Raw genomic sequence first — 25,037 nt, forward strand, 5'->3', positions numbered from 1 at the left:
GCGTCAAATTCACTTGTTGACTGTTTCACGTGGTTTACGCAGCACTTCATTGATTTCCGGTTTATCCAGCGGGCCACTGATGTGATAACGCAGCAGCGATATCCTGTTCCACAGGGGGCTCAGAACTTTACTGGCGGCAAACACCGCCGCGCCAATCACCGGATTAATGGCAAAGGCCGTTGCCACACCAACGGAGGCGGATATTTCAGGGGCGACCACCGCTTCCATATCGATCTGACGCTTCACCAGGTCGAGATTCCCCTGCATCGCGATGTCCGCTTCCAGCCCATCCACCAGCAGGTTGTCGGTGCGCATCATGCCGTTTTCGATCCAGGCGGTGCCGTTAATCGAATCGAAATAGAACGAGTTGGTGAAGGTGTCGCTGAAGTCGAAGCGCAGCTTGCGCAGCAGCGCATCAAAGCTTACCAGCCGCAGGATTTTCCCCGCCGTACCGGTATTTACATCCGCAATCTGGCCTTTGCCAAAGTGGGTCTTCAGGGTGCCGCTCAGCGTCTCTGCCGAAGGCTGCCAGGGCGCAGAGCGCCAGTGCAGGTCGTAAGCAATATCAAATGGCGCATCGCGCAGCGGCGTGTTGACGCCAAACCAGTTGGTCGCGTTATTGATATTCGGCCCCTTAAGCGTGCCCTTCAGCGAGGTGCGCTGATCTTCAGGACGATTGATCCACTCACCGTTGATTTTCAGCTGCGAACTGCCGGTATCCACTTTTCCGTTAGTAAGCGCTAACGTATCTCCTTTAGGTTGCAGCGTAGCGGATACCTGACCATATTTCTGCCCCAGCACCCAGCACTCTTTGCAGCGCAACTGCAGGGCGGGCCACTGGCTGAAATTAATGCTGGTGGCTTGCTGAGGAGGCGCTTTGCCGCCTTTTCCTGCATCGTTATCCCACTGCGGATTGTAGTAGAGGTAATCCAGGTTCACCTGCCAGGGCGCTTTAGGTGCCATTGCCAGCGCACCACGCAGCTCTTTCGCATTGACGCTGACCTGCCCGTTGCCGCCTGAACTCTGAGCCAGTGTTGCTTCAACCTCATGCCATTGCTGTCCGGCCAGCGTGACTGCCGGGCTGCGAAGAGTGATGTTACCCGGCAGCGTGACGCCACCGGTCTTGAAATCACTGCCGCCGCCTGACTCCTGCGCCCCTGCAGAGCCTCCGGCAGCCATCATCGCCACCCAGGCCTCGCCATCCAGCGCAGGCAGGTTCAACACCATGCCGGGATGGTCGGGCAGAGCAGGCGTTTTCCGTACATCATTCAGCCAGATGCCACGGTCAACACGCAACTCAGGCTCAAGCAACCAGCGACTGTTAAACCGATGATTTGCATCGACGCTGCCACTGAGATCGAAATGGGTCAGGTCGCCGCTGGCCTGAATAGCGACCGGCATTGCCTCACCGGCTTTCTTATCGAGCGGTGCAGGTAAGTGACTACTTACTTCTTTAGCATTGCCGTTCAGCGTCACGTCATAACGCGCCCCGCCATGATGGGGCAAGGTGATATTCACGTCGCCCTGCCAGGGGAGATGTCCGCTCAGCTGCTTACTGACAGCGGCCGGGATCTCGCTGATTTTAGCGGGTTGCCAGTCGCCCTGAAGTTTGACGTTCACGCCAAAGTCGTCCGGGTTCTCTTTGGTGCTGAAACGGACACCCATCGGCTGACCAAACCAGTTTGCCCGCAGATCCTCACTGGCCAGATTGCCGTTATCGTAACGGAAGCGGCCTGAAAGGTTATTGATCGTGGTTTTTAACGGTTTGATAAACAGAGAATTATTGTTCAAATCAACATTGCCACGGGCATGTACCTGCTGGCCATCCAGCGGAATATCCAGGTTCAGGTGACCACCGACGCGGCCTTTAATTTCCAGTTGCTCCAGCGCAGCACCCAATGAAGGTTTTAGCGGCGTCTGATCGAAATAGTCAGCGATCTGCTGGCCTTCACCACTGATATCCCCATCAATAATCAGTTTTTCTTTCAGATAGTCGGGAATCACCGCGGTAACGTTGCGCGCGTCTACCTCGCCCAGTTGGGCCACCGGCGCTTTCATCCACAGACCGTCGTTCAGGAAATTGAGGTCGATATCAAGATTGCTTAACGCTGGCCATTTGGGCTGAAATGCATAGGTCGCCTGACGAAGCGGCACCCAGACCTGGAACATGCCATCATTGTGCTTGAACGGGAACAGCGCCGGGTTACCGGCAAACAGCAGCGTGGCGTTGTCCACCTTGCCGCCCTTCACTGCCCCACTCAGATAATGCGTCAGACTGTTACCCAGCAGTGGCACCGGGAAGTAGCGCCAGGCATCGCCCGCATCGGTCAGCCGGATACCGGCCAGAATATCCAGACGAGGCTCACCGCCACTATTCTGCTGGTAGCTGAAGTCGCCGCGCGCCCAGAGCGACCGCGCTTCAAGGTCAAGATTTTCGCCTGCCAGCGTGAGACCATGTTCATCATTCAGCCAGCGCACTGCACCGGTCACCCGCTTAATCTCTAATGGGGCCTGGAACATATCGCCATAGGGAACGGTCGCCGCACCCATATCCACTGTGACCTGACCATTGCTCAGGCTACCGCGCGCTTCGCCGCTTAAATGGCTGATACCCGGCAACAGTTTCCAGTGTTGCCAGCTGAAATCACGCCACTTCACCTGAACGCGGGTTTTTTCAGGCTGCTGTAACGGAATATCCAGCGCCAGGCCATCAATAGTGCCTTGTGGCTGCAGCGTCTGCCAGTTTTCAAACAGCGCCGGAGAGAGCGGCGCAAACAGCGGAATGATGGGCGCAATATGACCCAATACCAGCTGTGTAGCGCGAACCCGGACTTCCTGCTGACCATCCGGCCCCAGCATCTGCTTATCTTCAGGACGCCATAACAAAGAGAAGTGGCCGGCGGGCCAGGACTGGCCGTCGGTGCTGAGCCGGGTCTGCGGCACATTGACCACCCAGCCATTCTGAAAACGTGAGAGGTGCGCGGTCAGCCCATCGACCTCAATGTGGTGTCGTCCGGTTTCGCCCTGCCAGCTGGCTCCGCCTTTACGCAGCAGCAGGTCTCCGGCATAGATGTCACCATCGCGCAGGTTGACCCAGGCTGCCAGGCTGAAGCGGGCGCTGTCCAGCCGGGTATTATCGCGCACCCAGCGGCCCAGCCACGGACGCATATCGACATCGTCGGCCTGCATCCAGATACGACCATCATTGAGTAAACCGTTGCTGTCGTTGAGATCGAGTCTTACCTGCACCACGCCATGCTGGCCGGTAAAGCTCGACAGACTGACTTCGCCTTCGGCCCGGTGGCGATTATTTTCATTGACCCAGGTGAGTCGCGGGATCGCCAGCTCAGCATGCTGGCCGGATGGGGTGCGGAAACGGATAGTGCTGTCACGCAGGTCGAAGTGGTCAAACTGCCGCAGGAAGAGTTCGTTAATCTGTGCCGGACGGAAGCTGTTTTTCTCTTTGTCGTTGTCGAGTAAGGGACGATTGGTGTCGAGATGCAACTGCCAGAAGGTCAGGTCGCGGAACTGCCAGCGCCAGTGCAGCAGGGATTGCCAGACGTCGAGCGCCAGATTGATGCGGTTAATCGTGAGTTTGCCGTTCTCATGCAGATCGACGCTAAGATCGCGAACCTGCAGGGTTGGGCCAAAATTCTCCCATTTTCCCTCTAACTGACTGGCGTTAACCGGCACTCCCGTGCTGTCGGAGATGAATTGCAGAAGGTTGCTGCGATAGCTGTCGAGATGCGGCATCACCAGACGCAATCCGCTGACCAGCAGCGCGACAATCACAATGATTGCCGCGACCAGCAGTAACAAAATCCTCGGCAACTGCCTCACTCACGCCTCTCCTTGTGTTCCGTAAACGACGGATAGTTGGTTCTTATACCCGACCGTCTTCAGATAAAAGCGTTAAAACGCGCATTTTATCCCAAACAAGGGCGATTTTTCAGCCCGATATCCGAAGAAACCGGTGTCGGGCTGGCGTTACATCATCACCACGTCGAATTGCTCCTGAGTGTAGAGCGCTTCGACATGAACTTTAACCTGTTTGCCGACAAAGATTTCCACTTCAGCCAGTGCATGAGACTCGTCGGTTTTTAACGCCTCACCGACTGTCGGTGAAACATAGACCAGAAAACGGTCAGAATCATAGGCGTGGTGAACCCGGACAATCTCGCGCATGATTTCATAGCAGACTGTTTCAACCGTTTTCAGCGTGCCGCGCCCTTTGCAGACCGGGCAATCCTGGCACAGTACGTGCTCAATGCTTTCACGGGTACGCTTACGCGTCATCTCCACCAGACCCAGCGCCGAGAAACCATTAATACCGGTTTTGACCCGATCTTTACTGAGCGCGCTTTCCAGCGAATGCAGTACACGACGCCGATGGTCTTCATTGCTCATGTCAATGAAGTCGATAATAATGATGCCCCCCAGATTACGCAGTCGCAGCTGACGCGCGATCGCCTGAGTGGCCTCAACATTGGTATTAAAGATCGTTTCATCCAGATTGCGATGGCCGACAAACGCACCGGTGTTGATATCAATGGTCGTCATCGCTTCGGTCTGGTCGATGATCAGATATCCGCCTGACTTTAGTTCAACTTTGCGATCCAGCGAACGCTGAATCTCGTTTTCGACGTCAAACAGGTCGAAAATAGGCTGTTTACCGTTGTAGAGCTCCAGCTTATCGGCCATCTCCGGGATATATTCACCGGTAAATTCCACCAGCATGTCGCAGGTCAGACGCGAGTCGACCCGGATGCGATCCAGCGCGGCACCTGCAAAATCACGCAGAATACGCTGGGCCAGTGCCAGCTCGCCGTAGAGCAGGCAGCGGGTCTGGTTGCGCTTTTTACGCTCGCTGACTTTGGTCCAGAGACGTTTGAGAAAAGCGGCGTCCTGCGCCAGCTCCTCTTCTCCAATTCCCTCTGCGGCGGTGCGGATGATAAAGCCGCCGAGGTCGTCGCAGTAATCAGCCACCACGGCTTTAAGCCGATCGCGCTCTTTCTCACTCTCAATACGCTGAGAAACACCGACATGCGATGCGCCCGGCATAAAGACCAGGTAACGCGAAGGCAGGGTAATGTCTGTGGTCAGCCGGGCACCTTTAGTGCCCAGCGGATCTTTGACAACCTGAACGACCAGATCCTGTCCCTGACGTACCAGCTCAGCGATATCACGCACGATGAAGTTTTTCTTTTCGTCACCCGCTACACATTCAGTATGCGGCATGATGTCAGAGGCGTGCAGAAAGGCTGCTTTTTCCAGACCGATATCGACAAAGGCGGCCTGCATGCCGGGCAGAACACGACTTACGCGTCCTTTGTAAATATTGCCAACAATACCGCGCCGCGCTTCACGCTCAATATGTATTTCCTGAAGGATGCCGCCGTCGATATAGGCAACACGTGTTTCAGAAGGCGTGACATTAACCAGTAATTCAGCCGTCATGTTGACCTCTTACAGCACGCAGTGACTGGAAATGGCTGATCAGCTCCGCTGTCTCAACCAGAGGTAATCCGACCACTGCATGGTAGCTTCCATTAATTTTGCGGACAAAGTTTCCTCCCCTGCCCTGAATACCGTATGCACCCGCTTTATCCATCGGTTCGCCGGTAGCGATATAGTCGTCGATGTCGGTCTGAGTTAAGGTGCGGAATGTCACATCAGTGGTCACGACGCAATCCAGCGCCTGCTGGCTGTCGGCCAGCGCCACTGCCGTCATCACCTGATGCGTATGACCGGAAAGTTTACGCAGCATCGCGTGGGCGTGGGCGTTATCACGCGGTTTTTCCAGCACTTCGCCATTCAGCACCACAATGGTATCCGCGCCCAGCACCGGCAGATCCTGCGCGGCCAGTCTGACACCCGCCTGCGCTTTGTCATTCGCCAGACGGCGGACATAGTTCTCCGCCGCTTCATTTGGCTGACGTTGCTCTTCCACGTCAGTCACGATGCGCTCAAAGGTCAGGCCAAGTTGAGTTAACAGCTCACGACGACGCGGTGAACCGGAAGCAAGATAGAGGGTTACCATAAATTTCCTTATTGAACAGCGAACTGACGACGAATTTTTCTCATTAATAAGAATAGCCAGGGCCAGAGAATACCGTCGACGACACTACTCCAGAAAATTTCAGGTCGGAAAGAAACATTGATTACCAGGAATTCTGCCCAGAAGACAATCACATCCATCGCCAGTGACAGCACCATAACCATTAACGCTTGCTGCCACAACGCTAAGTTGCGGAATAACTGGAACTTAAAGGCAATCAGGTAGGCGATAATACTGAGCGCCAGCGCACGTACACCGAGTGTGGACCCGGCGATCAGATCCATGATGGCACCCAGGACGAATCCGGTACCGACATTCACCCGATGTGGCAGTGCGAGCACCCAATAGATGAGGATCAACAGCAGCCATGAGGGCCGGAACATATAAATTTCTTCCGGCCAGGGCATGATCTGCAGGACTAACGCAACCAGGAAAGAGAGCCAGATGACCCAACGTCCCTGGCTACGATATCGACTCAAGGCTGGCCCCCGCGTGAACGCGAGGTGCTGCTCTGTCCGCTGCTGCTACTGGCTGACGGCGCAGGGGGTCCCATCTGAGCGGCAGGCGCTGGCGGGCCCATTTCACCGGCAGGCGGTAAGACCTGCGGCATCATTTGCATCAGACGCTCATTCGCGACGCGATGAACTTCATCCTGCGGCAGTGGCATATCGCCATTACGATCGGCCCCCCACAGCAACAGCAGGTACCGCAGACGCTGCAGACCAGCGGTAGGATGCGCCTGAATCACCGTATAAGCACGCTGAGTATCCACTTTCACAGAGGAGACCACGCCCACCGGATAACCTTCAGGGAAACGCCCTCCAATACCAGAAGTCACCAGCACATCGCCGACACGAATGTCTGTATTACCCGGCAGATGCTCAAGCTGGAGATCTTCAGTACAGCCGTTACCGGCGGCAATCACACGAATGTCATTACGCAGCACCTGAATCGGCAGGGCATGAGACGCATCACAGATTAGCAGAACGCGGCTGGTGAGTTGCCCGACGGCGATGACCTGACCCACTACGCCCTTATCACTGATGACCGGCTGACCTTCATAGACACCGTTAACGCTGCCCTTGTCGATCACAACCTGGTCGGTATAAGGATCGGTGCCGGTGGAGATCACCTGTGTCACCATCTTTTGCTCATCCTGACGCAGCGGTGAACCCAGCAGTTCACGCAGACGTGCGTTTTCCTGCTTATATTGCCCCAGCATTAGCAGGTTACTGTTTTTCAGGAAGAGTTCACGACGTAACGCTTTGTTTTCCTGCTCCAGTTGCTGACGTGATGCCAGCGACTCAGACACGCCATCCAGCAGCTGACGTGGCCCATTGGCCAGGAAGTAAAACGGACTGACCGACGTATCCAGATAGTTGCGTATTTGGGTAAAAGAACCCACACGACTGTCGGCAATGATGATGGCAATCGCCACAATGACCGCCAAAAAAAGACGCAACTGCAGGGAAGGCCCCCTGCTAAAAATCGGCTTCATATAATCTGCGTGATCCTCGACAACAGGAGAGGAAGCGACGGTAAAAACCGTGCTTCCCTGGGCTGAACGCACTGTACCGGCACAGATATCGCCGGTTCACATGCCGCTCCCTCGCATGATCATTGCGTTCTCAGCCGGTTGAGGCAATTATTCTTCGCTGAACAAATCGCCGCCATGCATGTCGATCATTTCCAGCGCCTTGCCGCCACCGCGAGCCACACAGGTCAGCGGATCTTCAGCAACCACAACAGGGATACCTGTCTCTTCCATCAGCAGGCGATCCAGGTTGCGCAGTAACGCACCACCACCGGTCAGCACCATGCCGCGCTCTGAGATATCAGAAGCCAGCTCTGGCGGACACTGCTCAAGGGCAACCATCACCGCGCTAACGATGCCGGTTAACGGCTCCTGCAGCGCTTCGAGAATTTCGTTGGAGTTCAGCGTGAAGCCACGCGGTACACCTTCGGCCAGATTACGGCCACGGACTTCAATTTCACGGACTTCGTCACCCGGATAGGCTGAACCGATCTCATGCTTGATACGTTCTGCGGTCGCTTCGCCGATCAGTGAACCGTAGTTACGACGCACATAATTAATAATAGCTTCATCAAAGCGATCGCCACCAATACGTACAGATGAAGAGTAGACCACACCGTTAAGGGAGATCACGGCCACTTCTGTCGTACCGCCACCGATATCGACGACCATAGAACCGGTCGCTTCAGAAACAGGCAGACCTGCACCAATGGCTGCAGCCATCGGCTCTTCAATCAGGAAGACTTCACGCGCACCTGCGCCCTGAGCGGATTCACGAATTGCACGGCGCTCTACCTGCGTGGCCCCGACCGGTACGCAGACCAGCACACGTGGGCTGGGACGCATAAAGCTGTTGCTGTGAACCTGCTTAATGAAGTGTTGCAGCATCTTTTCGGTTACGAAAAAGTCAGCGATAACGCCATCTTTCATCGGACGGATAGCTGCAATGTTGCCTGGCGTACGGCCAAGCATCTGTTTGGCGTCATGACCCACGGCCGCGACACTTTTCGGCGAACCTGCACGGTCCTGACGAATAGCCACCACGGAAGGCTCGTTCAGCACGATGCCCTGTCCTTTTACGTAAATCAGGGTATTCGCGGTACCCAGGTCAATGGACAAGTCGTTGGAAAACATGCCACGAAATTTTTTAAACATCTAAGGGATAATCCTGCAAGCTGGGGGCGGAAAATAAAATCCGCTTACTTTACCAACCACACGAAGCTGCCACAAGGCGCAAAAACGTTCTGCTTCGGTGAAAAAAGAGGCCTGATTGCGTTTAAGTCATCTGAACCAGCGATCCACAACGGCAGAATGGCGACCAGACGCCATCAGCACTGCATTTCAGGCGATTTCCCTTCGTCCTGCCCGACATAAAATCTAACATTTCCGGCAGCAGTGTCAGGGGTACAGATGCGGCTAAACATTAAAAAAAACCGCAAATTTCTGTCAGTCCGACGTAAATTCATTAAATACGGTAACGTTGAGAATACTTCTTCACGCTACTGTTAACCGGAAGCGAAGGCGCAAAAAAGTCGCCCTGCCCGCCTGCAACACCCAGCGCGACTAATGTCTGCCACTCCGCTTTTGTGCGTACTCCGGTAGCAAACACCTGAATGCCTGTACACTTACAGACTTCCAGCAGACTCTGCACGAACAGCTGATTTTCAGTCCGGCGCTCAATGTTGCGCACCAGACCGGCATCAAGTTTGATCAGTTCCAGCGGTAGCTGCCGTATATAGGCGCTGCTGACCACGGTCAGACCTGCCTGATTTACCGCCACCCGACAGCCAAACGCTTTAAGTGCGCGGAATACTGGCGCTAAACGGTTGATGTGTTGACAAACATCTGCCTCGGCAAGTTCAAATAAAAATCGTTTTCTTTGTGATTTAGGGCACTGCAGCAACATGTTCTGCAGCCAGAGTACAAATGAACGGTGCAGCAGCGAGTTTATCGTCACCGGGATTACCAGCGTCTCTTCAGGCCAGAGTTCAGAGAGTGCCGCAATGCGAGTCATGAGCTGGCGGTCCCAGGCATCGGCCATACCGAGCTGCTGAACCAGCGGCATATATTCAGCAGCGAGCACTTCTTTATCGCCATCAAAGATGCGGGTCAGCATCACCCGATGCTGAACTTTACCTTCAATATTAACAGCAGGTTTATGGTAGAGCCGTGGACCGCCCCGGCTAAGCGTGTTCTCAAGCAGGGTTCGCCAGCGCACACTTCCCCGTCCGGCATCCTGAGGATTTCCGGCACCATTGGTCCAGTTGTTGCCACCCAGCAGTGCAGCACGTCGCGTGGCCATTTCGGCATTTTCCATCACCTGCGGTACGGTCTGTCCGCTGTGCCAGGCACTGATACCGATATGGATCAGATCATCGCGATTCACCATGCGCATCGGTGGCAGAGAATCGACGGCATTAATCAGCTGATCGGCGATGCTGTTAGCCTCTTTGAGGCTGCGATGCGGCAGCAACACAGTAAAATCACTACGGAAATAGCGTGCCAGTAAGGCGCCGGGATAGCGCAGCACAAAGGTGGAGAGCATGTTGACGAAATTAAACAGGTATTCCTCCACCAGCCCTGGCTCCAGCGAATCCTTCAGCGTGTCCAGATCGGGCAGGCGCACCATCATCACCACACCGTGAGTGCCGACATCCTCCTGATCCTCCAGCAGGGTGGCGAGTTGGTTATCAAAGAAGAGCCGGTTATTGAGTCCGGTGCGGCCATCCTGCGCGGCAAAGGTACGGATCAGCGTGTCGATACGCAGACGCTGTTCGCCCGCTTCCTGCAAATCCGACAGCAGGACATCCATCGCGCGGCTCGCCCTGGGTGGCCACTCATCCACACCCCGTTTCGGTACGACCCCGCGCTCCCCGTTGATAACCGCCTCTGCCCGCACCTCAAGATGCTCCATGCCACGCCATTGACGACTGAGCCAGTGATGCATCATCAGCAGCACCAGACTCATCACCAGCATGACGGTAAACAGGATACCCAGCGTATAGGTTCCGGTGATAGAACGCAGCCAGGTTTTGGCAGGATCAAGAGTGACGACCCGCAGCTGCAAACCCGTCTGATGCATCAAAGGCACATCGACCTGGAGAAAACGATTGGGCTCGTCTTCCAGCATCTGATTTTCGTGTCGGGAAAGTGTGAGAAACGTTTGTTTGCCGTTGTGAAGGGAAATCTGCTCGGCATTCATTATCGGCATCATGCGTGTGAGCCAATTATGCAGCTCTGCCGGCGTCTCGGTAAACATCGCCTGATCGACCTCAGTCGCCAGCACCTGCGCCCGATGTTCAACCCGCTGATGACTGAACCAGAAAATACTGAATGCGCAGCCAGCCAGCATTAATGACATTGCCAGCAAGCTTAAAAAGGTAATAAACGCAGATAATTTTGTGGTTAATCGCATCCCTGTGCCTGTATTACTGCGGTGATAACCGGATCACCCAACCTTGTACCGTCAGCCTGACGAAAACGCGAGCAAAATAGCATAATTTGCCGCTGCCGACAGTGCCCGGACGCATGAAGCCGAAGTATATCCCTGAGATATCATCACTGACGTTGATCGCAGTACTTTTCGGTGCATTCTCATCGCACCGGTCAGCCAGGAAATTTCACATTTTCACAGCGAAACTGGCTGATATCAGCGATAGTCATCATGCTGGATGATGACATCCTGTCTGGAGAAGCCCAATGAAACGCATACCCCATCTGACTGAAGCCGACGTAACGCCGGAAAGCATCTTTAATATGAAGCGCCGCCAGGTGCTAAAAACGCTGGGACTGAGCGCTGCGGCGATGGGTATGCCGGGCGTGGCGAATGCCGATATCCTCAGCTGGTTCAAAGGCAATGACCGTCCACCTGCGCCAGCAGGCCGGGCGCTGGACTTTACCAAACCAGCGCAATATCAGGCTGATCTGACCTTAACGCCTGCGGATAAAGTCTCAGGCTATAACAACTTCTATGAGTTCGGCCTGGATAAGGCTGATCCAGCGGCTAATGCAGGTACGCTTAAAACTGAACCCTGGAAACTGACCATTGATGGCGAAGTAGCTAAGCCCGTAACGCTGGATATGGATGACATCTTTAAACGGTTTGCGATGGAGCAGCGGATCTATCGCATGCGCTGCGTGGAAGCCTGGTCGATGGTGGTGCCCTGGATAGGCTTTGAGCTGAATAAGCTTCTTTCTCTGGCGGAACCCACCAGCAAAGCGCGCTTTGTTGCTTTCCAGACGCTGTACGACCCGGAGCAGATGCCCGGCCAGAAAGATCGCTTTATTGGCGGCGGACTCAACTATCCCTATGTAGAAGGTCTGCGGATGGATGAAGCGATGCACCCGCTGACGATACTCACTACCGGCGTCTATGGCAAAGCGCTGCCGCCGCAGAATGGCGCGCCGATTCGTCTGACGGTGCCGTGGAAGTATGGCTTCAAAGGCATTAAGTCGATTGTCAAAATCACGCTGACCGACAAACAGCCACCAACAACCTGGAACCAGATTGCTGCCGACGAGTATGGCTTTTATGCCAATGTGAATCCGCACGTCAATCACCCACGCTGGTCGCAGGCGACAGAGCGGTTTATTGGCCCCGGCGGCAGTCTGAAGGTCGAGCGTCAGCCGACACTGCTGTTTAACGGCTATGCCGAACAAGTGGCGTCGCTCTACCGTGGCATGGATTTACGGGAGAATTACTAAGTGGTCCGCCTGTCGATAAAACAGATCACATGGCTTAAGGTGATTCTGCATCTGGCGGCCCTGTTGCCGCTGGTTTATCTCGTTCTTGCGGCGATGCAGGGTGGCCTGAGTGCGGATCCGGCAAAAGATATTCAGCATTTTACCGGCCGCATGGCGCTGAAACTGCTGCTGGGGACGCTTCTGGTTTCACCGCTGGCACGCTACGGCAGGCAGCCGCTTCTCATCCGCACCCGCCGTCTGCTTGGCGTCTGGACGTTTGTCTGGGCTTCCATTCATCTGCTGAGCTATTACCTGCTGGAGCTGGGCGCTGACAACCTGCGTCTGCTGGGCAGCGAGCTACTCTCTCGTCCCTATCTGACGCTGGGAATTATCAGCTGGCTGATATTACTGGCCCTGGCGGTAACCTCGTTCCAGCGCGCTCAGCGCAAGCTCGGTAAGCGCTGGCAAACCCTGCACAACGCGGTCTATCTTGTCGCGATCCTGGTACCGATTCACTATATCTGGTCAGTGAAAATCCTGTCACCCCAGCCCCTTATCTATGCCCTGCTTGCTGCGATACTGTTAGCGTGGCGTTACAAAAAATTCCTCAAATGGTGGCCCCGCTAGGGCTTGCCCCGTTGTTTTCCTCTGCTGTTTTCTGCTAAAAGATGTGGCCCGCAGGCCACATCCGATCATCTTCGCAGATAAGACCAGTATTTTGCTGCGAAATGACACGAAACGGATATAATGCCCGGCTTTATTGCTCGTCGGGTCTTCTTTTTCACCCTGAAAGGTGACAAATGAAGATTCGCAAGGTATTTTACGCGATGCCTCAATGATTGCGGGAGATGGCAGCACGATGGCGCATAAATTACATATTCTGCTTTTAAACGGGCCCAACCTTAACCTGTTGGGGACACGTGAGCCTGAGAAGTATGGTCATACTACGCTGCGTCAGATTGTGGACGATTTGACACGTCAGGCAGACCAGTTGAATGTGGAGTTGAGCCACCTGCAGACCAATGCTGAATTTCAGCTGATTGATCGCATTCATGAGGCCAAAGGCAATGTGGATTACATCATCATTAATCCTGCCGCGTTTACCCATACCAGTGTTGCACTACGTGATGCCCTGCTGGCGGTAGAAATACCGTTTATCGAGGTTCATCTCTCAAATGTGCATGCCCGCGAGCCCTTCCGCCATCACTCCTATCTTTCTGATGTTTCTGCTGGCGTGATCTGTGGGCTTGGCGCTGACGGCTACACATGGGCTTTACAAACGGCAGTAAAACGCCTGTCTCAATCTCATTAATCAAACTGAGTACGGAACCCCCACTCATGGATATTCGTAAAATTAAAAAACTGATCGAACTGGTTGAAGAGTCTGGCATTTCTGAGCTGGAAATCTCCGAAGGTGAAGAGTCCGTTCGCATCAGCCGCGCACCTGTAAACACAGGTTATCCGATGATGCAGCAGGCTTACGCTGCGCCAGCTCCACAGCCCGCTCTGGCGACAGCTGTTGCCCCTGTAGCAGCGGTTGCCGAAGCGGCACCGGCTGAGATCAGTGGTCACATCGTGCGTTCACCGATGGTAGGGACCTTCTACCGTACGCCGAGCCCGGATGCGAAAGCCTTTGTGGAAGTCGGCCAGAAAGTGAATGCTGGCGATACATTGTGCATCGTCGAAGCCATGAAAATGATGAACCAGATCGAAGCTGACAAATCAGGCGTGGTGAAAGCTATCCTGGTTGAAAGCGGTCAGCCGGTCGAATTTGACGAGCCACTGGTTATCATCGAGTAACGGGGCAGATCATGCTGGATAAAATTGTTATTGCTAACCGTGGTGAGATCGCACTGCGCATTCTTCGTGCCTGTAAAGAACTGGGCATCAAGACTGTTGCGGTTCACTCAAGCGCGGATCGTGACCTGAAGCACGTGCTGCTGGCAGACGAAACCGTCTGCATCGGACCGGCGCAGTCAGTTAAAAGTTACCTCAACATCCCGGCGCTGATCTCTGCTGCAGAGATTACCGGCGCGGTGGCGATTCACCCAGGCTACGGCTTCCTCTCTGAGAATGCCGATTTTGCTGAGCAGGTTGAACGTTCTGGCTTTATCTTCATCGGCCCGAAAGCAGACACCATTCGCCTGATGGGCGACAAGGTCTCTGCAATCAATGCGATGAAGAAAGCAGGCGTTCCGACCGTACCGGGATCGGACGGCTCGCTGACCGATGATATGGAAAAAAACCGTGCTTTTGCTAAGCGCATCGGTTATCCGGTCATCATCAAAGCGTCTGGCGGCGGCGGCGGTCGTGGTATGCGCGTAGTGCGCGGCGACAAAGATCTGGAAGAATCCATCAACATGACGAAAGCGGAAGCCAAAGCCGCTTTCAACAACGACATGGTTTACATGGAGAAGTATCTGGAGAATCCGCGCCACATCGAGATTCAGGTACTCGCTGACGGTCAGGGCAACGCGATCTATCTGGGCGAACGTGACTGCTCCATGCAGCGTCGTCACCAGAAAGTTGTCGAAGAAGCGCCAGGCCCAGGCATCACCGAAGAGCAGCGTCGCTTTATCGGCAATCGCTGCTCCCAGGCCTGTATTGAAATTGGCTATCGCGGCGCAGGTACCTTTGAATTCCTGTACGAAAACGGTGAGTTCTACTTCATTGAGATGAACACCCGTATTCAGGTAGAACACCCAGTGACCGAGATGATCACCGGTGTGGATCTGATCAAAGAACAGCTGCGCATTGCTGCGGGTCAGCCATTGTCGATCAAACAGGAAGATGTGATCATTCGCGGACATGCGGTTGAGTGCCGTATCAACGCCGAAGATCCGGTGACCTTCCTGCCAAGCCCGGGTAAAATCACTCGTTTCCACGCGCCAGGCGGTTTTGGCGTGCGCTGGGAGTCGCACATTTACTCCGGCTACACTGTGCCGCCTTATTATGATTCCATGATCGGTAAACTGATCACTTATGGCGAATCACGCGACGTGGCTATCGCCCGCATGAAAAATGCGCTGGCGGAACTGATCATCGACGGTATCAAAACCAACGTTGAACTGCAGATGAAGATCATGTCCGACGAAAACTTCCAGCACGGTGGAACTAATATCCACTATCTGGAGAAAAAACTCGGCTTGCACGAGAAGTAATCGCAACGCTGAGTCAGTCAGAGGCCGGTTAATCCGGCCTTTTTCTATTGCCGCTGGCGTTAAGGTTGAATCATGGACGCTCGTTTTATACAGGCTCATAAAGAGGCGCGCTGGTCGCTCTATCTCACCCTGCTCTGGCTCGCTGCCTGGGGTCTTTCTGCCTGGCTGGGTGGCAGTGAAATCGGGCTCACCGGCCTGCCACGCTGGTTTGAACTCTCCTGCCTGTTTGCTCCCTTGTTGTTCATTTTCCTGTGCTGGATGATGGTGCGGGTCATTTTCCGCGACATGCCGCTGGAGGATAAAAGTGAACAGTGAAATTATCCTGCCGTTACTGATTTATCTGGTTGTGATTACCGCGCTGTCGATATTTGCGGTCCGTAAAAGACGTGAAGGCAGTTTCCTGACTGAATATTTCCTTGGCAGCCGCTCCATGGGCGGGTTTGTGCTGGCGATGACGCTCACTACCACCTATATCAGCGCCAGCTCGTTTATTGGTGGTCCCGGTGCCGCCTACAAATATGGGCTGGGATGGGTATTGCTGGCGATGGTGCAGGTGCCCGCCGTCTGGCTCTCACTGGGTGTATTAGGGAAAAAGTTTGCCATTCTGGCGCGTAAGCATAATGCGGTGACGCTGAATGACATGCTCTACGCCCGCTATCAGAGCCCGCTGCTGATCTGGCTGGCGAGCCTGAGCCTGCTAATTGCCTTTATTGGTGCCATGACGGTGCAGTTTATTGGCGGTGCGCGGCTGCTCGAAACCGCCGCAGGCATTCCGTATGACACAGGATTGCTGATTTTCGGCGGCACTATCGCGCTCTACACCGCTTTCGGCGGATTCCGTGCCAGCGTACTCAATGACGCAATGCAGGGCATTGTGATGCTGATTGGCACCTTTCTGCTGCTCTTCGCGGTGATCCATCAGGCTGGTGGCCTGAGCACGGCGGTGCAAAAACTGCATGACATTGATCCTGCTCTGCTGTCGCCACAGGGACCGGGCGAGATTATTACGCCGACCTTCCTCAGTTCGTTTGTCGTGCTGGTCTGCTTTGGGGTGATTGGCTTGCCACATACGGCAGTGCGCTGCATCTCTTACAGAGACAGTAAAGCCGTTCATCGGGCCATCATTCTGGGCACCATCGTGGTAGTGATTTTGATGCTGGGGATGCATCTGGCGGGCGCGCTGGGCCGCGCGATACTGCCGAATCTGACCGTTCCGGATAGTATCATTCCGACCCTGATGATTACTGTTCTGCCGCCGTTAGCGGCCGGGCTCTTCCTGGCGGCCCCGATGGCCGCGATCATGTCGACCATCAATGCCCAACTGTTACAGGCTTCGGCCACGCTGATCAAAGATCTCTATCTGCGAGTCGCTCCGCAACAGCTGGAAAATGAGACGCGGCTGCGGCTGTTATCTGGCACCATTACCTTCGCACTGGGTATTCTGCTGCTGATTGCGGCATGGAATCCGCCCGATATGATTGTCTGGCTTAACCTGCTGGCATTTGGCGGCCTTGAGGCGGTTTTCCTCTGGCCGCTGGTACTGGGCCTCTACTGGGAACGCGCTAATGCCGCAGGCGCCATCACCGGCATGGTGGTGGGTGGAGGCTGCTACGCTTTTATGGCGAGCCTTAACCTGCAGATTCTGGGTTTTCACCCCATCGTGCCCTCACTGCTTTTGAGCCTGCTGGCATTTTTAGTGGGCAACCTGTTTGGACGCGCGCCGCAATCGGTCGACGCGCCGCAACACTGACGGAAAGAGAGACGTTATGCCGTGGATTCAAATCAAAATTAACAGCTCAGGTGCACACGCGGAGACGCTGAGCGATGCGCTGATGGACATCGGTGCGGTTTCAGTGACCTTCCAGGATACCCATGACACGCCGGTATATGAGCCGCTGCCTGGTGAAACGCGCCTGTGGGGCGATACCGATGTCATCGGACTGTTTGATGCAGAAACTGACATGGCCGTTATTATCGCCGAACTGGAACAACATCCGCTGCTGGGCGCAGGTTTTCGTCACCGGATCGAGCAGATCGAAGATAAAGACTGGGAGCGCGAATGGATGGAAAACTTCCACCCGATGCGCTTCGGTGAACGTCTCTGGATCTGTCCAAGCTGGCGTGATGTACCGGATCCTGATGCCGTCAACGTGATGCTCGATCCGGGCCTGGCGTTTGGAACCGGCACCCATCCTACCACCTCACTCTGCCTCACCTGGCTTGATGGGCTGGATCTGAAAGGCAAAACGGTGATCGATTTCGGCTGCGGCTCTGGGATCCTGGCGATCGCCGCGCTTAAACTCGGCGCATCTCAGGCGATCGGCATTGATATCGATCCGCAGGCGATTCAGGCCAGCCGGGATAATGCTGAGCGCAATGGCGTCTCTGATCGCCTGTCCCTCTACCTGCCCCACCAGCAACCCGACAATCTGCAGGCTGATGTGGTGGTCGCTAATATTCTGGCCGGTCCGCTTCGTGAACTGGCCCCTCTGATCGGCGTACTGCCAAAGTCTGGTGGTCACCTGGGCCTCTCCGGTGTGTTAGAGAGCCAGGCGGAGAGCGTCTGCGAAGCGTATGCCAGCGAGTTCACGCTCGACCCGGTGGCGGTTAAAGAGGAGTGGTGCCGGATTACCGGGATTAAATCCTGAATTTAGCGCCTGACTGCCCTTCTGATATCGCTCTCGCCGGTACAAAGTGCCTTCACAGAACATTAAGCCAGCCTGTAGCGTAAGCTGCGGGCTTTCACGATATGAAATGGATGCTTGTATCGTTAATCACGGCATGTGACGTTTTTTATCTGGCTAATCGACGTACTTTTCTTGAAAAACTTTTGTTCACAATTTAAGCATAAATTACTAATTCATTGATATATAAGATTAATAATTAAGAGACACAATCATCACCCGGATATCATTGATCTTTCTTGCTGATTGTTCAAAGTTTGGCCTTTCATCTTCCAGCAAAAATGCGTAATATACGCCGCCTTGCAGACACAGTATGGCTCTTCTGACTTCATGCGTATTGGAAACCTCCAGCTGAGAAATCGACTGATTGCAGCACCGATGGCCGGTATTACCGACAGGCCGTTCAGGGCGCTGTGTCATGAAATGGGTGCAGGCATGGCAGTTTCTGAGATGTTGTCTTCTAACCCGGAAGTCTGGGCTAGTGACAAATCCCGATTACGCATGGTTCACAGTGATGAGCCAGGCATTCGCGCCGTGCAAATTGCCGGTTGCGATCCCAGTGAAATGGCGCAAGCCGCACGCATTAATGTTGAGGCTGGTGCACAGGTCATCGACATTAATATGGGATGCCCTGCCAAGAAGGTTAACCGCAAGATGGCGGGTTCAGCCTTGCTGCAATATCCCACCGTGGTGGAGTCAATTCTCTCCGCAGTGGTTAATGCAGTGAATGTGCCGGTTACGCTGAAAATTCGTACTGGCTGGGATCCTGAAAACAGGAACTGTGTCGCGATTGCCCAATTGGCTGAACGCTGCGGTATACAGGCTCTGACGATACATGGTCGCACTCGTGCCTGCCTGTTCAACGGAGAAGCTGAATATGACAGCATTCGGACAGTTAAGCAGAGTGTTTCCATTCCGATTATCGCGAATGGAGACATAACTGACCCGCATAAAGCCAGAGCGGTGCTCGACTATACAGGGGCCGATGCTCTGATGATAGGACGCGCTGCTCAGGGAAGACCGTGGATCTTCCGGGAAATCCAGCATTATCTGGACACTGGGGAGTTGCTTGCCCCGCTGCCGATGGCAGAGGTCAAGCGCTTGCTTGTTTCGCATATACGTGAGCTGCACGACTTTTACGGTTCAGGCAAGGGATACCGTATAGCGCGAAAGCACGTCTCCTGGTATCTGCAGGAGCACGCCCCGAATGACCAGTTTCGGCGCACATTCAACGCCATTGAGGATGCCAGCGAACAGCTGGAGGCGTTGGAGGCATACTTCGAAAATCTTGCGTAACGAAATAAAGAGCTGAAAGAACTATGTTCGAACAACGCGTAAATTCTGACGTACTGACCGTTTCTACCGTTAACTCACAGGATCAGGTAACTCAAAAACCTTTGCGTGATTCGGTTAAACAGGCACTGAAGAACTATTTTGCTCAACTGAATGGTCAGGATGTGAGCGACCTGTATGAGCTGGTTTTGGCTGAAGTCGAGCAGCCTCTGTTGGACATGGTGATGCAGTATACCCGTGGCAACCAGACACGTGCTGCCCTGATGATGGGTATCAACCGCGGTACGCTGCGTAAGAAATTGAAAAAATACGGCATGAACTGATTTTTAGTTCGGTCTGTTAATTACGCCAGCCTTCGGGCTGGCGTTTTTATTTGTGCAACGCTGCACAGAAACGGTAAAAGTGGTGAAACAGTTGCCTTCTATATGGTAACTATAGTTGCAATCGCTGACGTGATATTTCGCCCTCTCGCTTTAGTCCGCTCTGATTTGACTTAATGCTTGTCCTCTCTCTCGCCTCGCTGAACATCCCACCACTGCTGGGCATGTGACTTTCTGCGCATTAAATAGCAACGCAATCTCTTCATACATTTCTGCCTGAGCGAGCGCTCACACTGCTTATATATAGTGAAACTATTTGCACTAAATGTGATCGGGTCGACTCGCTTTGCTTCCTTTTGGTGCGCCATATTAGCGGAACTTTCTAAGTGCTTCTGATTATTAACCGTTCTTTCATAAGAATTCAGGATTCTGCGAACCTGGCATCAGCTTTGCAGAGTCGTGGATGGCTGACTGCCACAGACAGGAAAAAACGCACATCAAAGTGCGCAAACATAACAATACGATCCCGCCACACAGGATGCTTTATGAAAAAGATGATGCTCTCTACGCTGATCGCCGCCGCCTCGCTGGCTGGCATTGCTCAGCAAGCTCACGCAGGTACCACACTGGATGCGATAAAGAAAAAAGGTTTTGTTCAATGTGGTATCAGTGATGGCCTGCCGGGCTTCTCCTATGCAGATGCTGGCGGCAAGTTCACTGGTATCGATGTGGATGTGTGTCGTGCGACAGCTGCGGCTGTGTTTGGCGATGCCACCAAAGTGAAATATACCCCGCTGACTGCGAAAGAGCGTTTTACCGCCCTGCAGTCAGGCGAAGTGGATGTACTTTCACGTAATACCACCTGGACTTCATCGCGCGATGGCGGCATGGGCTTCCTGTTTGCGGGCGTGAACTATTACGACGGTATCGGCTTCCTGACTCACCAGAAAGCCGGTCTGAAAAGTGCGAAAGAGCTGGATGGTGCGACTGTCTGTATTCAGGCGGGTACCGATACCGAACTGAACGTGGCGGACTTCTTTAAAGCCAACAAAATGCAATACACGCCGGTGACCTTTGACCGCTCTGATGAATCCGCTAAAGCGCTGGATAGCGGCCGCTGCGATACGCTGGCGTCTGACCAGTCTCAGCTCTACGCATTGCGCATTAAGCTCGGCAAACCCGATGAGTTTATCGTCCTGCCAGAAGTGATCTCTAAAGAGCCGCTGGGACCGCTGGTGCGTCGTGGTGATGATGACTGGTTTACCATCGTCAAATGGTCACTCTACGCCATGCTGAATGCGGAAGAGATGGGTATCAACTCGAAGAATGTTGACCAGATGACAGCCAAGCCAACCAATCCAGATATGGCACATTTCCTGGGCGCCGAAGGTGATTTTGGTAAAGATCTGAAGCTGGATAACAAGTGGGCCTTCAACATCGTCAAGCAGGTAGGTAACTATCAGGAAAGCTTTGACCGTAACGTCGGTAAAGACAGTGCACTGAAAATCGCACGTGGTCAGAATGCGTTGTGGAACCAGGGCGGAATTCAGTACGCACCACCGGTACGTTAACAGACCTCACCAATCGGGCACCGTATTCTGCGGTGCCCTACCCCAGCTTTCGCATTGAGGTTTCGACATGTCACAACGCCCCACCGTGAAAAGGGATTTTTCATTTGGTAATCCCACGGTTCGCGCCTGGATTTATCAGCTCATAGCCGTCGTCGCTGTGCTTGGTGTGGTGGGTTATCTCGTGCATAACACCATCATCAACCTTGCCAATCGCGGCATTACATCGGGATTTGGATTTCTTGAACGTACTGCTGGTTTCGGCATCGTTCAGCATCTTATCGAGTACACAGAAGGAGATACCTACGCGCGTGTGTTTCTGGTCGGATTAACCAACACGCTGCTGGTCTCTGCACTCTGTATTGTTTTCGCGTCGATTCTCGGATTCGCGGTCGGTCTTGCCCGCCTTTCTGACAACTGGCTGCTGCGGAAACTGTCGAATATCTATATTGAAACCTTCCGTAATATCCCGCCACTGCTTCAGATCTTCTTCTGGTACTTCGCGGTTTTACGCAATCTGCCCGGCCCACGTCAGGCGCTGAATGCGTTCGATCTGGCCTATGTCAGCAATCGTGGGCTCTATGTTCCGTGGCCAACCTATGCACCGGGCAGCTGGGCGTTTGTTATCGCCCTGTTTCTGGTCGTGGCAGTGAGCTATGGGCTGTACCGCTTTAACCGACAGCACCAGTTAAAAACCGGCGAGTTACGTCGCACCTGGCCCGCTGCCATTGGGATGCTGATTCTTTTTCCTTTACTGGCGCATCTTGGGTTTGGCGCAGCTATGCACTGGGATGTGCCACAACTGCATGGGTTCAATTTCCGTGGCGGCTCGGTGATGATTCCGGAGCTGGCGGCACTGACGCTGGCACTGTCGATCTATACCTCATCGTTTATCGCTGAAGTGATTCGTTCAGGGATTCAGTCGGTGCCGTATGGTCAGCATGAAGCCGCACGATCGCTGGGTCTGCCTAATCCGGTTACGCTGCGTCAGGTCATTATTCCTCAGGCCATGCGCGTCATTATTCCGCCGCTGACCAGCCAGTATCTGAACATCGTGAAGAACTCCTCACTGGCCGCCGCTATCGGTTATCCCGATATGGTGTCGTTGTTTGCCGGGTCGGTACTGAATCAGACCGGTCAGGCGATCGAGACGATTGCAATTACGATGGGTGTTTACCTGATTATCAGTCTGGTGATATCGATGCTTATGAACTTCTACAACCGCAAAATTGCGCTGGTTGAGCGTTAAGAGAACGGGATAACTATGTCTGTGACTACGCATGAAACACCCCCCATCCCGACGACTCCTGTCAGTCGCGCCTGGCTTTGGGCTCGTAAAAATCTGTTTTCCAGCTGGTTTAACACCTTACTGACGCTGTTTTGCATCTGGGTAATCTGGCACGTCATTCCGCCCGCGCTGAACTGGCTGGTCTTTCAGGCGAACTGGATTGGCACCACGCGTGCTGATTGCACCAAAGAGGGTGCCTGTTGGGTCTTTATCCATGCGCGTTTCGGCCAGTTCATGTATGGGCTTTATCCGCATGAGCTGCGCTGGCGTATTAACCTGGCGCTGGTGATTGGCCTGCTGTCGATTGTACCGATGTTCCTGAAGAGCCTGCCGTATCGTGGACGCTACATTGCGGCCTGGGCTGTCATCTATCCGGTGATTGTCTGGTTCCTGTTATATGGCGGGTATCTGGGGCTGGAGCGTGTCGAAACACGTCAGTGGGGCGGATTAACGCTGACGCTGATCATTGCGTCGGTGGGTATTGCCGGCGCGCTGCCGTTAGGTATTTTGCTGGCGCTTGCCCGTCGCTCACGTATGCCGGTGGTCCGCACCTTGTCGATTATCTTTATCGAGTTCTGGCGTGGCGTGCCGCTGATTACTGTGCTGTTTATGTCATCCGTGATGCTGCCGCTCTTTATGTCTGAAGGCACCAGCATCGACAAGCTGGTACGGGCACTGGTGGGCGTTATTCTGTTCCAGTCCGCCTATGTGGCCGAAGTGGTTCGCGGTGGCCTGCAGGCACTACCAAAAGGTCAGTATGAAGCGGCCGAGTCTCTGGCGCTGGGCTACTGGAAGACGCAGATGCTGGTGATCCTGCCGCAGGCGCTGAAACTTACCATCCCCGGTCTGGTTAACACTATCATTGCACTATTCAAAGATACCAGCCTGGTCATCATCATTGGTCTTTTCGATCTGTTCAGCAGCGTCCAGCAGGCAACGGTTGATCCGACCTGGCTGGGTATGTCGACTGAAGGTTATGTCTTTGCTGCGCTGGTCTATTGGATCTTTTGTTTTAGCATGTCGCGCTACAGCCAGTATCTGGAAAAGCGCTTTCACACCGGGCGTACATCGCACTGAGGTTTTACATGACTGACTCTATGACACATTCTTCCGACGCGTTGATGATCTCCCTTGAGAACGTGAATAAATGGTACGGGCAGTTCCACGTACTGAAAGACATCAACCTGCAGGTTAAACCCCGTGAGCGCATCGTGTTGTGCGGACCCTCCGGCTCCGGCAAATCGACGACGATCCGCTGTATCAACCATCTGGAAGAGCATCAGCAGGGCCGCATTGTTGTTGACGGTATCCACCTTAACGATGACGTTCGTAACATTGAACGCGTTCGTACCGAAGTCGGCATGGTATTCCAGCACTTCAATCTTTTCCCGCATCTGACCGTATTGCAGAACTGTACGCTGGCACCTTCCTGGGTGAGGAAGATCCCTAAGAAAGAAGCGGATGAGCTGGCTATGCACTATCTGGAACGCGTGCGTATTGCTGAGCATGCACACAAGTTTCCAGGTCAGCTTTCTGGCGGACAGCAGCAACGTGTCGCCATAGCTCGCTCACTCTGTATGAAGCCTAAAATTATGCTGTTTGATGAGCCAACATCAGCGTTGGATCCTGAGATGGTTAAAGAGGTGCTGGATACGATGATTGGTCTGGCTGAGGATGGGATGACTATGCTATGCGTCACTCACGAGATGGGCTTTGCCCGAACGGTGGCTGACCGGGTGATCTTTATGGATCGGGGTGAGATCGTTGAAGTTGCGCCACCGCAGGAGTTCTTTGCGAATCCTAAATCAGAGCGTACCCGGGCGTTTTTATCGCAGGTTATTCATTGATTATCGACTCAGCTATATTACTACCCGGCCTGGTGCCGGGTTTTTTATGGCTTTAAAGCCAGGTTCAATCAGCTGACTGAGCCGGCGTCCGGATAAATCCACTGGAAACCGGTCTGATATGAGGGGGTTTTTATAGCGAATTATTGAATTGCTATAACGAAAAAAGCCCTTCGCATACGCGAAGGGCTCTCTCTTATTTGATGCCTGGCAGTTCCCTACTCTCGCATGGGGAGACCCCACACTACCATCGGCGCTACGGCGTTTCACTTCTGAGTTCGGCATGGGGTCAGGTGGGACCACCGCGCTACAGCCGCCAGGCAAATTCTTTTATTTACCGAACTCGTGTCTTAACTGGTGCTGATACCCAGAGTCGAACTGGGGACCTCACCCTTACCAAGGGTGCGCTCTACCAACTGAGCCATATCAGCGCACTAAATTTGATGCCTGGCAGTTCCCTACTCTCGCATGGGGAGGCCCCACACTACCATCGGCGCTACGGCGTTTCACTTCTGAGTTCGGCATGGGGTCAGGTGGGACCACCGCGCTAAAGCCGCCAGGCAAATTCTGTCTCCGCGCCGCCCGTTAAGGCCGCGCAGATGTA

At 53.9% G+C, this 25,037-nt stretch carries 21 protein-coding genes, 1 tRNA gene and 2 rRNA genes; 14 read left to right on the forward strand and 10 right to left on the reverse strand.

All coding sequences use genetic code 11. The features are described 5' to 3' along the window. Positions 1 to 9 precede the first annotated feature (9 nt). The 7 genes from yhdP to csrD all read right to left on the reverse strand — a co-directional run bounded on the left by yhdP (position 10) and on the right by csrD (position 11,007). Entirely contained in the window at positions 10 to 3,840 is a 3,831-nt protein-coding gene (gene yhdP / locus HZZ01_RS16805) for an AsmA2 domain-containing protein YhdP (RefSeq protein WP_179898677.1), read from the reverse strand. A gap of 147 nt (positions 3,841 to 3,987) precedes the next feature. Continuing rightward, positions 3,988 to 5,457 (reverse strand): ribonuclease G, encoded by a 1,470-nt coding sequence (gene rng, locus HZZ01_RS16810; protein ID WP_098052256.1) that lies wholly within the window; start codon positions 5,455 to 5,457, stop codon positions 3,988 to 3,990. Further along, a complete protein-coding gene (locus HZZ01_RS16815) occupies positions 5,447 to 6,040 on the reverse strand; it encodes a nucleoside triphosphate pyrophosphatase (protein WP_179898678.1) in 594 nt (197 codons plus the stop codon). The genes rng and HZZ01_RS16815 overlap by 11 nt, the downstream gene beginning before the upstream one ends. 8 nt (positions 6,041 to 6,048) lie before the next feature. Next, positions 6,049 to 6,537, reverse strand: coding sequence for a rod shape-determining protein MreD (gene mreD, locus HZZ01_RS16820; RefSeq protein WP_090966267.1), 489 nt, complete (start codon positions 6,535 to 6,537; stop codon positions 6,049 to 6,051). Continuing rightward, the gene (gene mreC, locus HZZ01_RS16825; RefSeq protein WP_179898679.1) at positions 6,534 to 7,556 is read right to left on the reverse strand and encodes a rod shape-determining protein MreC; all 1,023 of its coding nucleotides are present in this window, start codon (positions 7,554 to 7,556) and stop codon (positions 6,534 to 6,536) included. The genes mreD and mreC overlap by 4 nt, the downstream gene beginning before the upstream one ends. Positions 7,557 to 7,703: 147 nt before the next feature. Next, on the reverse strand, positions 7,704 to 8,747 hold the full coding sequence (gene mreB / locus HZZ01_RS16830; RefSeq protein ID WP_003855260.1) for a rod shape-determining protein MreB: 1,044 nt from the start codon (positions 8,745 to 8,747) through the stop codon (positions 7,704 to 7,706). Positions 8,748 to 9,057: 310 nt separating this feature from the next. Next, complete coding sequence (csrD, locus tag HZZ01_RS16835; RefSeq protein ID WP_179898680.1) at positions 9,058 to 11,007, reverse strand: RNase E specificity factor CsrD; 1,950 nt, start codon at positions 11,005 to 11,007, stop codon at positions 9,058 to 9,060. Between the two features lie 284 nt (positions 11,008 to 11,291). On the opposite strand from csrD, the gene msrP reads away from it, so the two are divergent. The 14 genes from msrP to HZZ01_RS16905 all read left to right on the forward strand — a co-directional run bounded on the left by msrP (position 11,292) and on the right by HZZ01_RS16905 (position 24,436). After that, a complete protein-coding gene (msrP, locus tag HZZ01_RS16840) occupies positions 11,292 to 12,296 on the forward strand; it encodes a protein-methionine-sulfoxide reductase catalytic subunit MsrP (RefSeq protein WP_179898681.1) in 1,005 nt (334 codons plus the stop codon). Then, complete coding sequence (msrQ, locus tag HZZ01_RS16845; RefSeq protein ID WP_179898682.1) at positions 12,297 to 12,902, forward strand: protein-methionine-sulfoxide reductase heme-binding subunit MsrQ; 606 nt, start codon at positions 12,297 to 12,299, stop codon at positions 12,900 to 12,902. 232 nt (positions 12,903 to 13,134) lie between these two features. After that, a complete protein-coding gene (aroQ, locus tag HZZ01_RS16850; RefSeq protein WP_179898700.1) occupies positions 13,135 to 13,587 on the forward strand; it encodes a type II 3-dehydroquinate dehydratase in 453 nt (150 codons plus the stop codon). A 26-nt stretch (positions 13,588 to 13,613) separates the two neighbouring features. Further along, on the forward strand, positions 13,614 to 14,075 hold the full coding sequence (gene accB, locus HZZ01_RS16855; RefSeq protein ID WP_090966277.1) for an acetyl-CoA carboxylase biotin carboxyl carrier protein: 462 nt from the start codon (positions 13,614 to 13,616) through the stop codon (positions 14,073 to 14,075). Positions 14,076 to 14,086: 11 nt separating this feature from the next. After that, positions 14,087 to 15,436 carry an acetyl-CoA carboxylase biotin carboxylase subunit gene (gene accC / locus HZZ01_RS16860; protein ID WP_136196658.1) on the forward strand — a complete coding sequence of 450 codons (1,350 nt, stop codon included), beginning with the start codon at positions 14,087 to 14,089 and terminating at the stop codon, positions 15,434 to 15,436. A gap of 72 nt (positions 15,437 to 15,508) precedes the next feature. Further along, positions 15,509 to 15,751 (forward strand): YhdT family protein, encoded by a 243-nt coding sequence (locus HZZ01_RS16865; protein WP_179898683.1) that lies wholly within the window; start codon positions 15,509 to 15,511, stop codon positions 15,749 to 15,751. Beyond that, positions 15,741 to 17,186 (forward strand): sodium/pantothenate symporter, encoded by a 1,446-nt coding sequence (gene panF, locus HZZ01_RS16870; protein ID WP_179898684.1) that lies wholly within the window; start codon positions 15,741 to 15,743, stop codon positions 17,184 to 17,186. The genes HZZ01_RS16865 and panF overlap by 11 nt, the downstream gene beginning before the upstream one ends. Before the next feature lie 16 nt (positions 17,187 to 17,202). Further along, positions 17,203 to 18,084 (forward strand): 50S ribosomal protein L11 methyltransferase, encoded by an 882-nt coding sequence (prmA, locus tag HZZ01_RS16875; RefSeq protein WP_179898685.1) that lies wholly within the window; start codon positions 17,203 to 17,205, stop codon positions 18,082 to 18,084. Between the two features lie 366 nt (positions 18,085 to 18,450). Further along, positions 18,451 to 19,416, forward strand: a complete 966-nt coding sequence (gene dusB / locus HZZ01_RS16880) for a tRNA dihydrouridine synthase DusB (protein ID WP_008925814.1) — start codon at positions 18,451 to 18,453, stop codon at positions 19,414 to 19,416. Between the two features lie 23 nt (positions 19,417 to 19,439). Continuing rightward, positions 19,440 to 19,736, forward strand: a complete 297-nt coding sequence (fis, locus tag HZZ01_RS16885) for a DNA-binding transcriptional regulator Fis (protein WP_003855228.1) — start codon at positions 19,440 to 19,442, stop codon at positions 19,734 to 19,736. A gap of 542 nt (positions 19,737 to 20,278) precedes the next feature. Beyond that, the gene (locus HZZ01_RS16890) at positions 20,279 to 21,304 is read left to right on the forward strand and encodes an amino acid ABC transporter substrate-binding protein (protein WP_179898686.1); all 1,026 of its coding nucleotides are present in this window, start codon (positions 20,279 to 20,281) and stop codon (positions 21,302 to 21,304) included. A 67-nt stretch (positions 21,305 to 21,371) separates the two neighbouring features. Next, positions 21,372 to 22,550 (forward strand): amino acid ABC transporter permease, encoded by a 1,179-nt coding sequence (locus HZZ01_RS16895; RefSeq protein ID WP_179898687.1) that lies wholly within the window; start codon positions 21,372 to 21,374, stop codon positions 22,548 to 22,550. 15 nt (positions 22,551 to 22,565) lie between these two features. Then, the gene (locus tag HZZ01_RS16900; RefSeq protein WP_179898688.1) at positions 22,566 to 23,666 is read left to right on the forward strand and encodes an amino acid ABC transporter permease; all 1,101 of its coding nucleotides are present in this window, start codon (positions 22,566 to 22,568) and stop codon (positions 23,664 to 23,666) included. 8 nt (positions 23,667 to 23,674) lie between these two features. Next, positions 23,675 to 24,436, forward strand: coding sequence for an amino acid ABC transporter ATP-binding protein (locus HZZ01_RS16905; protein ID WP_090966293.1), 762 nt, complete (start codon positions 23,675 to 23,677; stop codon positions 24,434 to 24,436). 202 nt (positions 24,437 to 24,638) lie between these two features. On the opposite strand, the gene rrf (HZZ01_RS16910) is transcribed toward HZZ01_RS16905, so the two are convergent. The 3 genes from rrf (HZZ01_RS16910) to rrf (HZZ01_RS16920) form a co-directional block, all read right to left on the reverse strand. Next, positions 24,639 to 24,754 (reverse strand): 5S ribosomal RNA (rrf, locus tag HZZ01_RS16910). Between the two features lie 34 nt (positions 24,755 to 24,788). Then, positions 24,789 to 24,864 (reverse strand) — tRNA-Thr (locus tag HZZ01_RS16915). Positions 24,865 to 24,878: 14 nt separating this feature from the next. Beyond that, positions 24,879 to 24,994, reverse strand: a 5S ribosomal RNA gene (gene rrf, locus HZZ01_RS16920). Between the last annotated feature and the right edge of the window lie 43 nt (positions 24,995 to 25,037).

The sequence above is a fragment of the Pantoea sp. WMus005 genome (assembly GCF_013415305.1).
Taxonomy (GTDB): domain Bacteria; phylum Pseudomonadota; class Gammaproteobacteria; order Enterobacterales; family Enterobacteriaceae; genus Pantoea; species Pantoea rara.

Bases quoted from the DNA above. Each gene is read 5' to 3' on its own strand.
- msrP (WP_179898681.1), top strand. From the start codon at position 11,292: ATGAAACGCATACCCCATCTGACTGAAGCCGACGTAACGCCGGAAAGC.
- dusB (WP_008925814.1), top strand. From the start codon at position 18,451: ATGCGTATTGGAAACCTCCAGCTGAGAAATCGACTGATTGCAGCACCG.
- HZZ01_RS16865 (WP_179898683.1), top strand. From the start codon at position 15,509: ATGGACGCTCGTTTTATACAGGCTCATAAAGAGGCGCGCTGGTCGCTC.
- HZZ01_RS16905 (WP_090966293.1), top strand. From the start codon at position 23,675: ATGACTGACTCTATGACACATTCTTCCGACGCGTTGATGATCTCCCTT.
- mreC (WP_179898679.1), bottom strand. From the start codon at position 7,556: ATGAAGCCGATTTTTAGCAGGGGGCCTTCCCTGCAGTTGCGTCTTTTT.
- HZZ01_RS16900 (WP_179898688.1), top strand. From the start codon at position 22,566: ATGTCTGTGACTACGCATGAAACACCCCCCATCCCGACGACTCCTGTC.
- accB (WP_090966277.1), top strand. From the start codon at position 13,614: ATGGATATTCGTAAAATTAAAAAACTGATCGAACTGGTTGAAGAGTCT.
- mreB (WP_003855260.1), bottom strand. From the start codon at position 8,747: ATGTTTAAAAAATTTCGTGGCATGTTTTCCAACGACTTGTCCATTGAC.
- HZZ01_RS16815 (WP_179898678.1), bottom strand. From the start codon at position 6,040: ATGGTAACCCTCTATCTTGCTTCCGGTTCACCGCGTCGTCGTGAGCTG.
- fis (WP_003855228.1), top strand. From the start codon at position 19,440: ATGTTCGAACAACGCGTAAATTCTGACGTACTGACCGTTTCTACCGTT.
- aroQ (WP_179898700.1), top strand. From the start codon at position 13,135: ATGGCGCATAAATTACATATTCTGCTTTTAAACGGGCCCAACCTTAAC.
- rng (WP_098052256.1), bottom strand. From the start codon at position 5,457: ATGACGGCTGAATTACTGGTTAATGTCACGCCTTCTGAAACACGTGTT.
- csrD (WP_179898680.1), bottom strand. From the start codon at position 11,007: ATGCGATTAACCACAAAATTATCTGCGTTTATTACCTTTTTAAGCTTG.
- HZZ01_RS16895 (WP_179898687.1), top strand. From the start codon at position 21,372: ATGTCACAACGCCCCACCGTGAAAAGGGATTTTTCATTTGGTAATCCC.
- HZZ01_RS16890 (WP_179898686.1), top strand. From the start codon at position 20,279: ATGAAAAAGATGATGCTCTCTACGCTGATCGCCGCCGCCTCGCTGGCT.
- prmA (WP_179898685.1), top strand. From the start codon at position 17,203: ATGCCGTGGATTCAAATCAAAATTAACAGCTCAGGTGCACACGCGGAG.
- accC (WP_136196658.1), top strand. From the start codon at position 14,087: ATGCTGGATAAAATTGTTATTGCTAACCGTGGTGAGATCGCACTGCGC.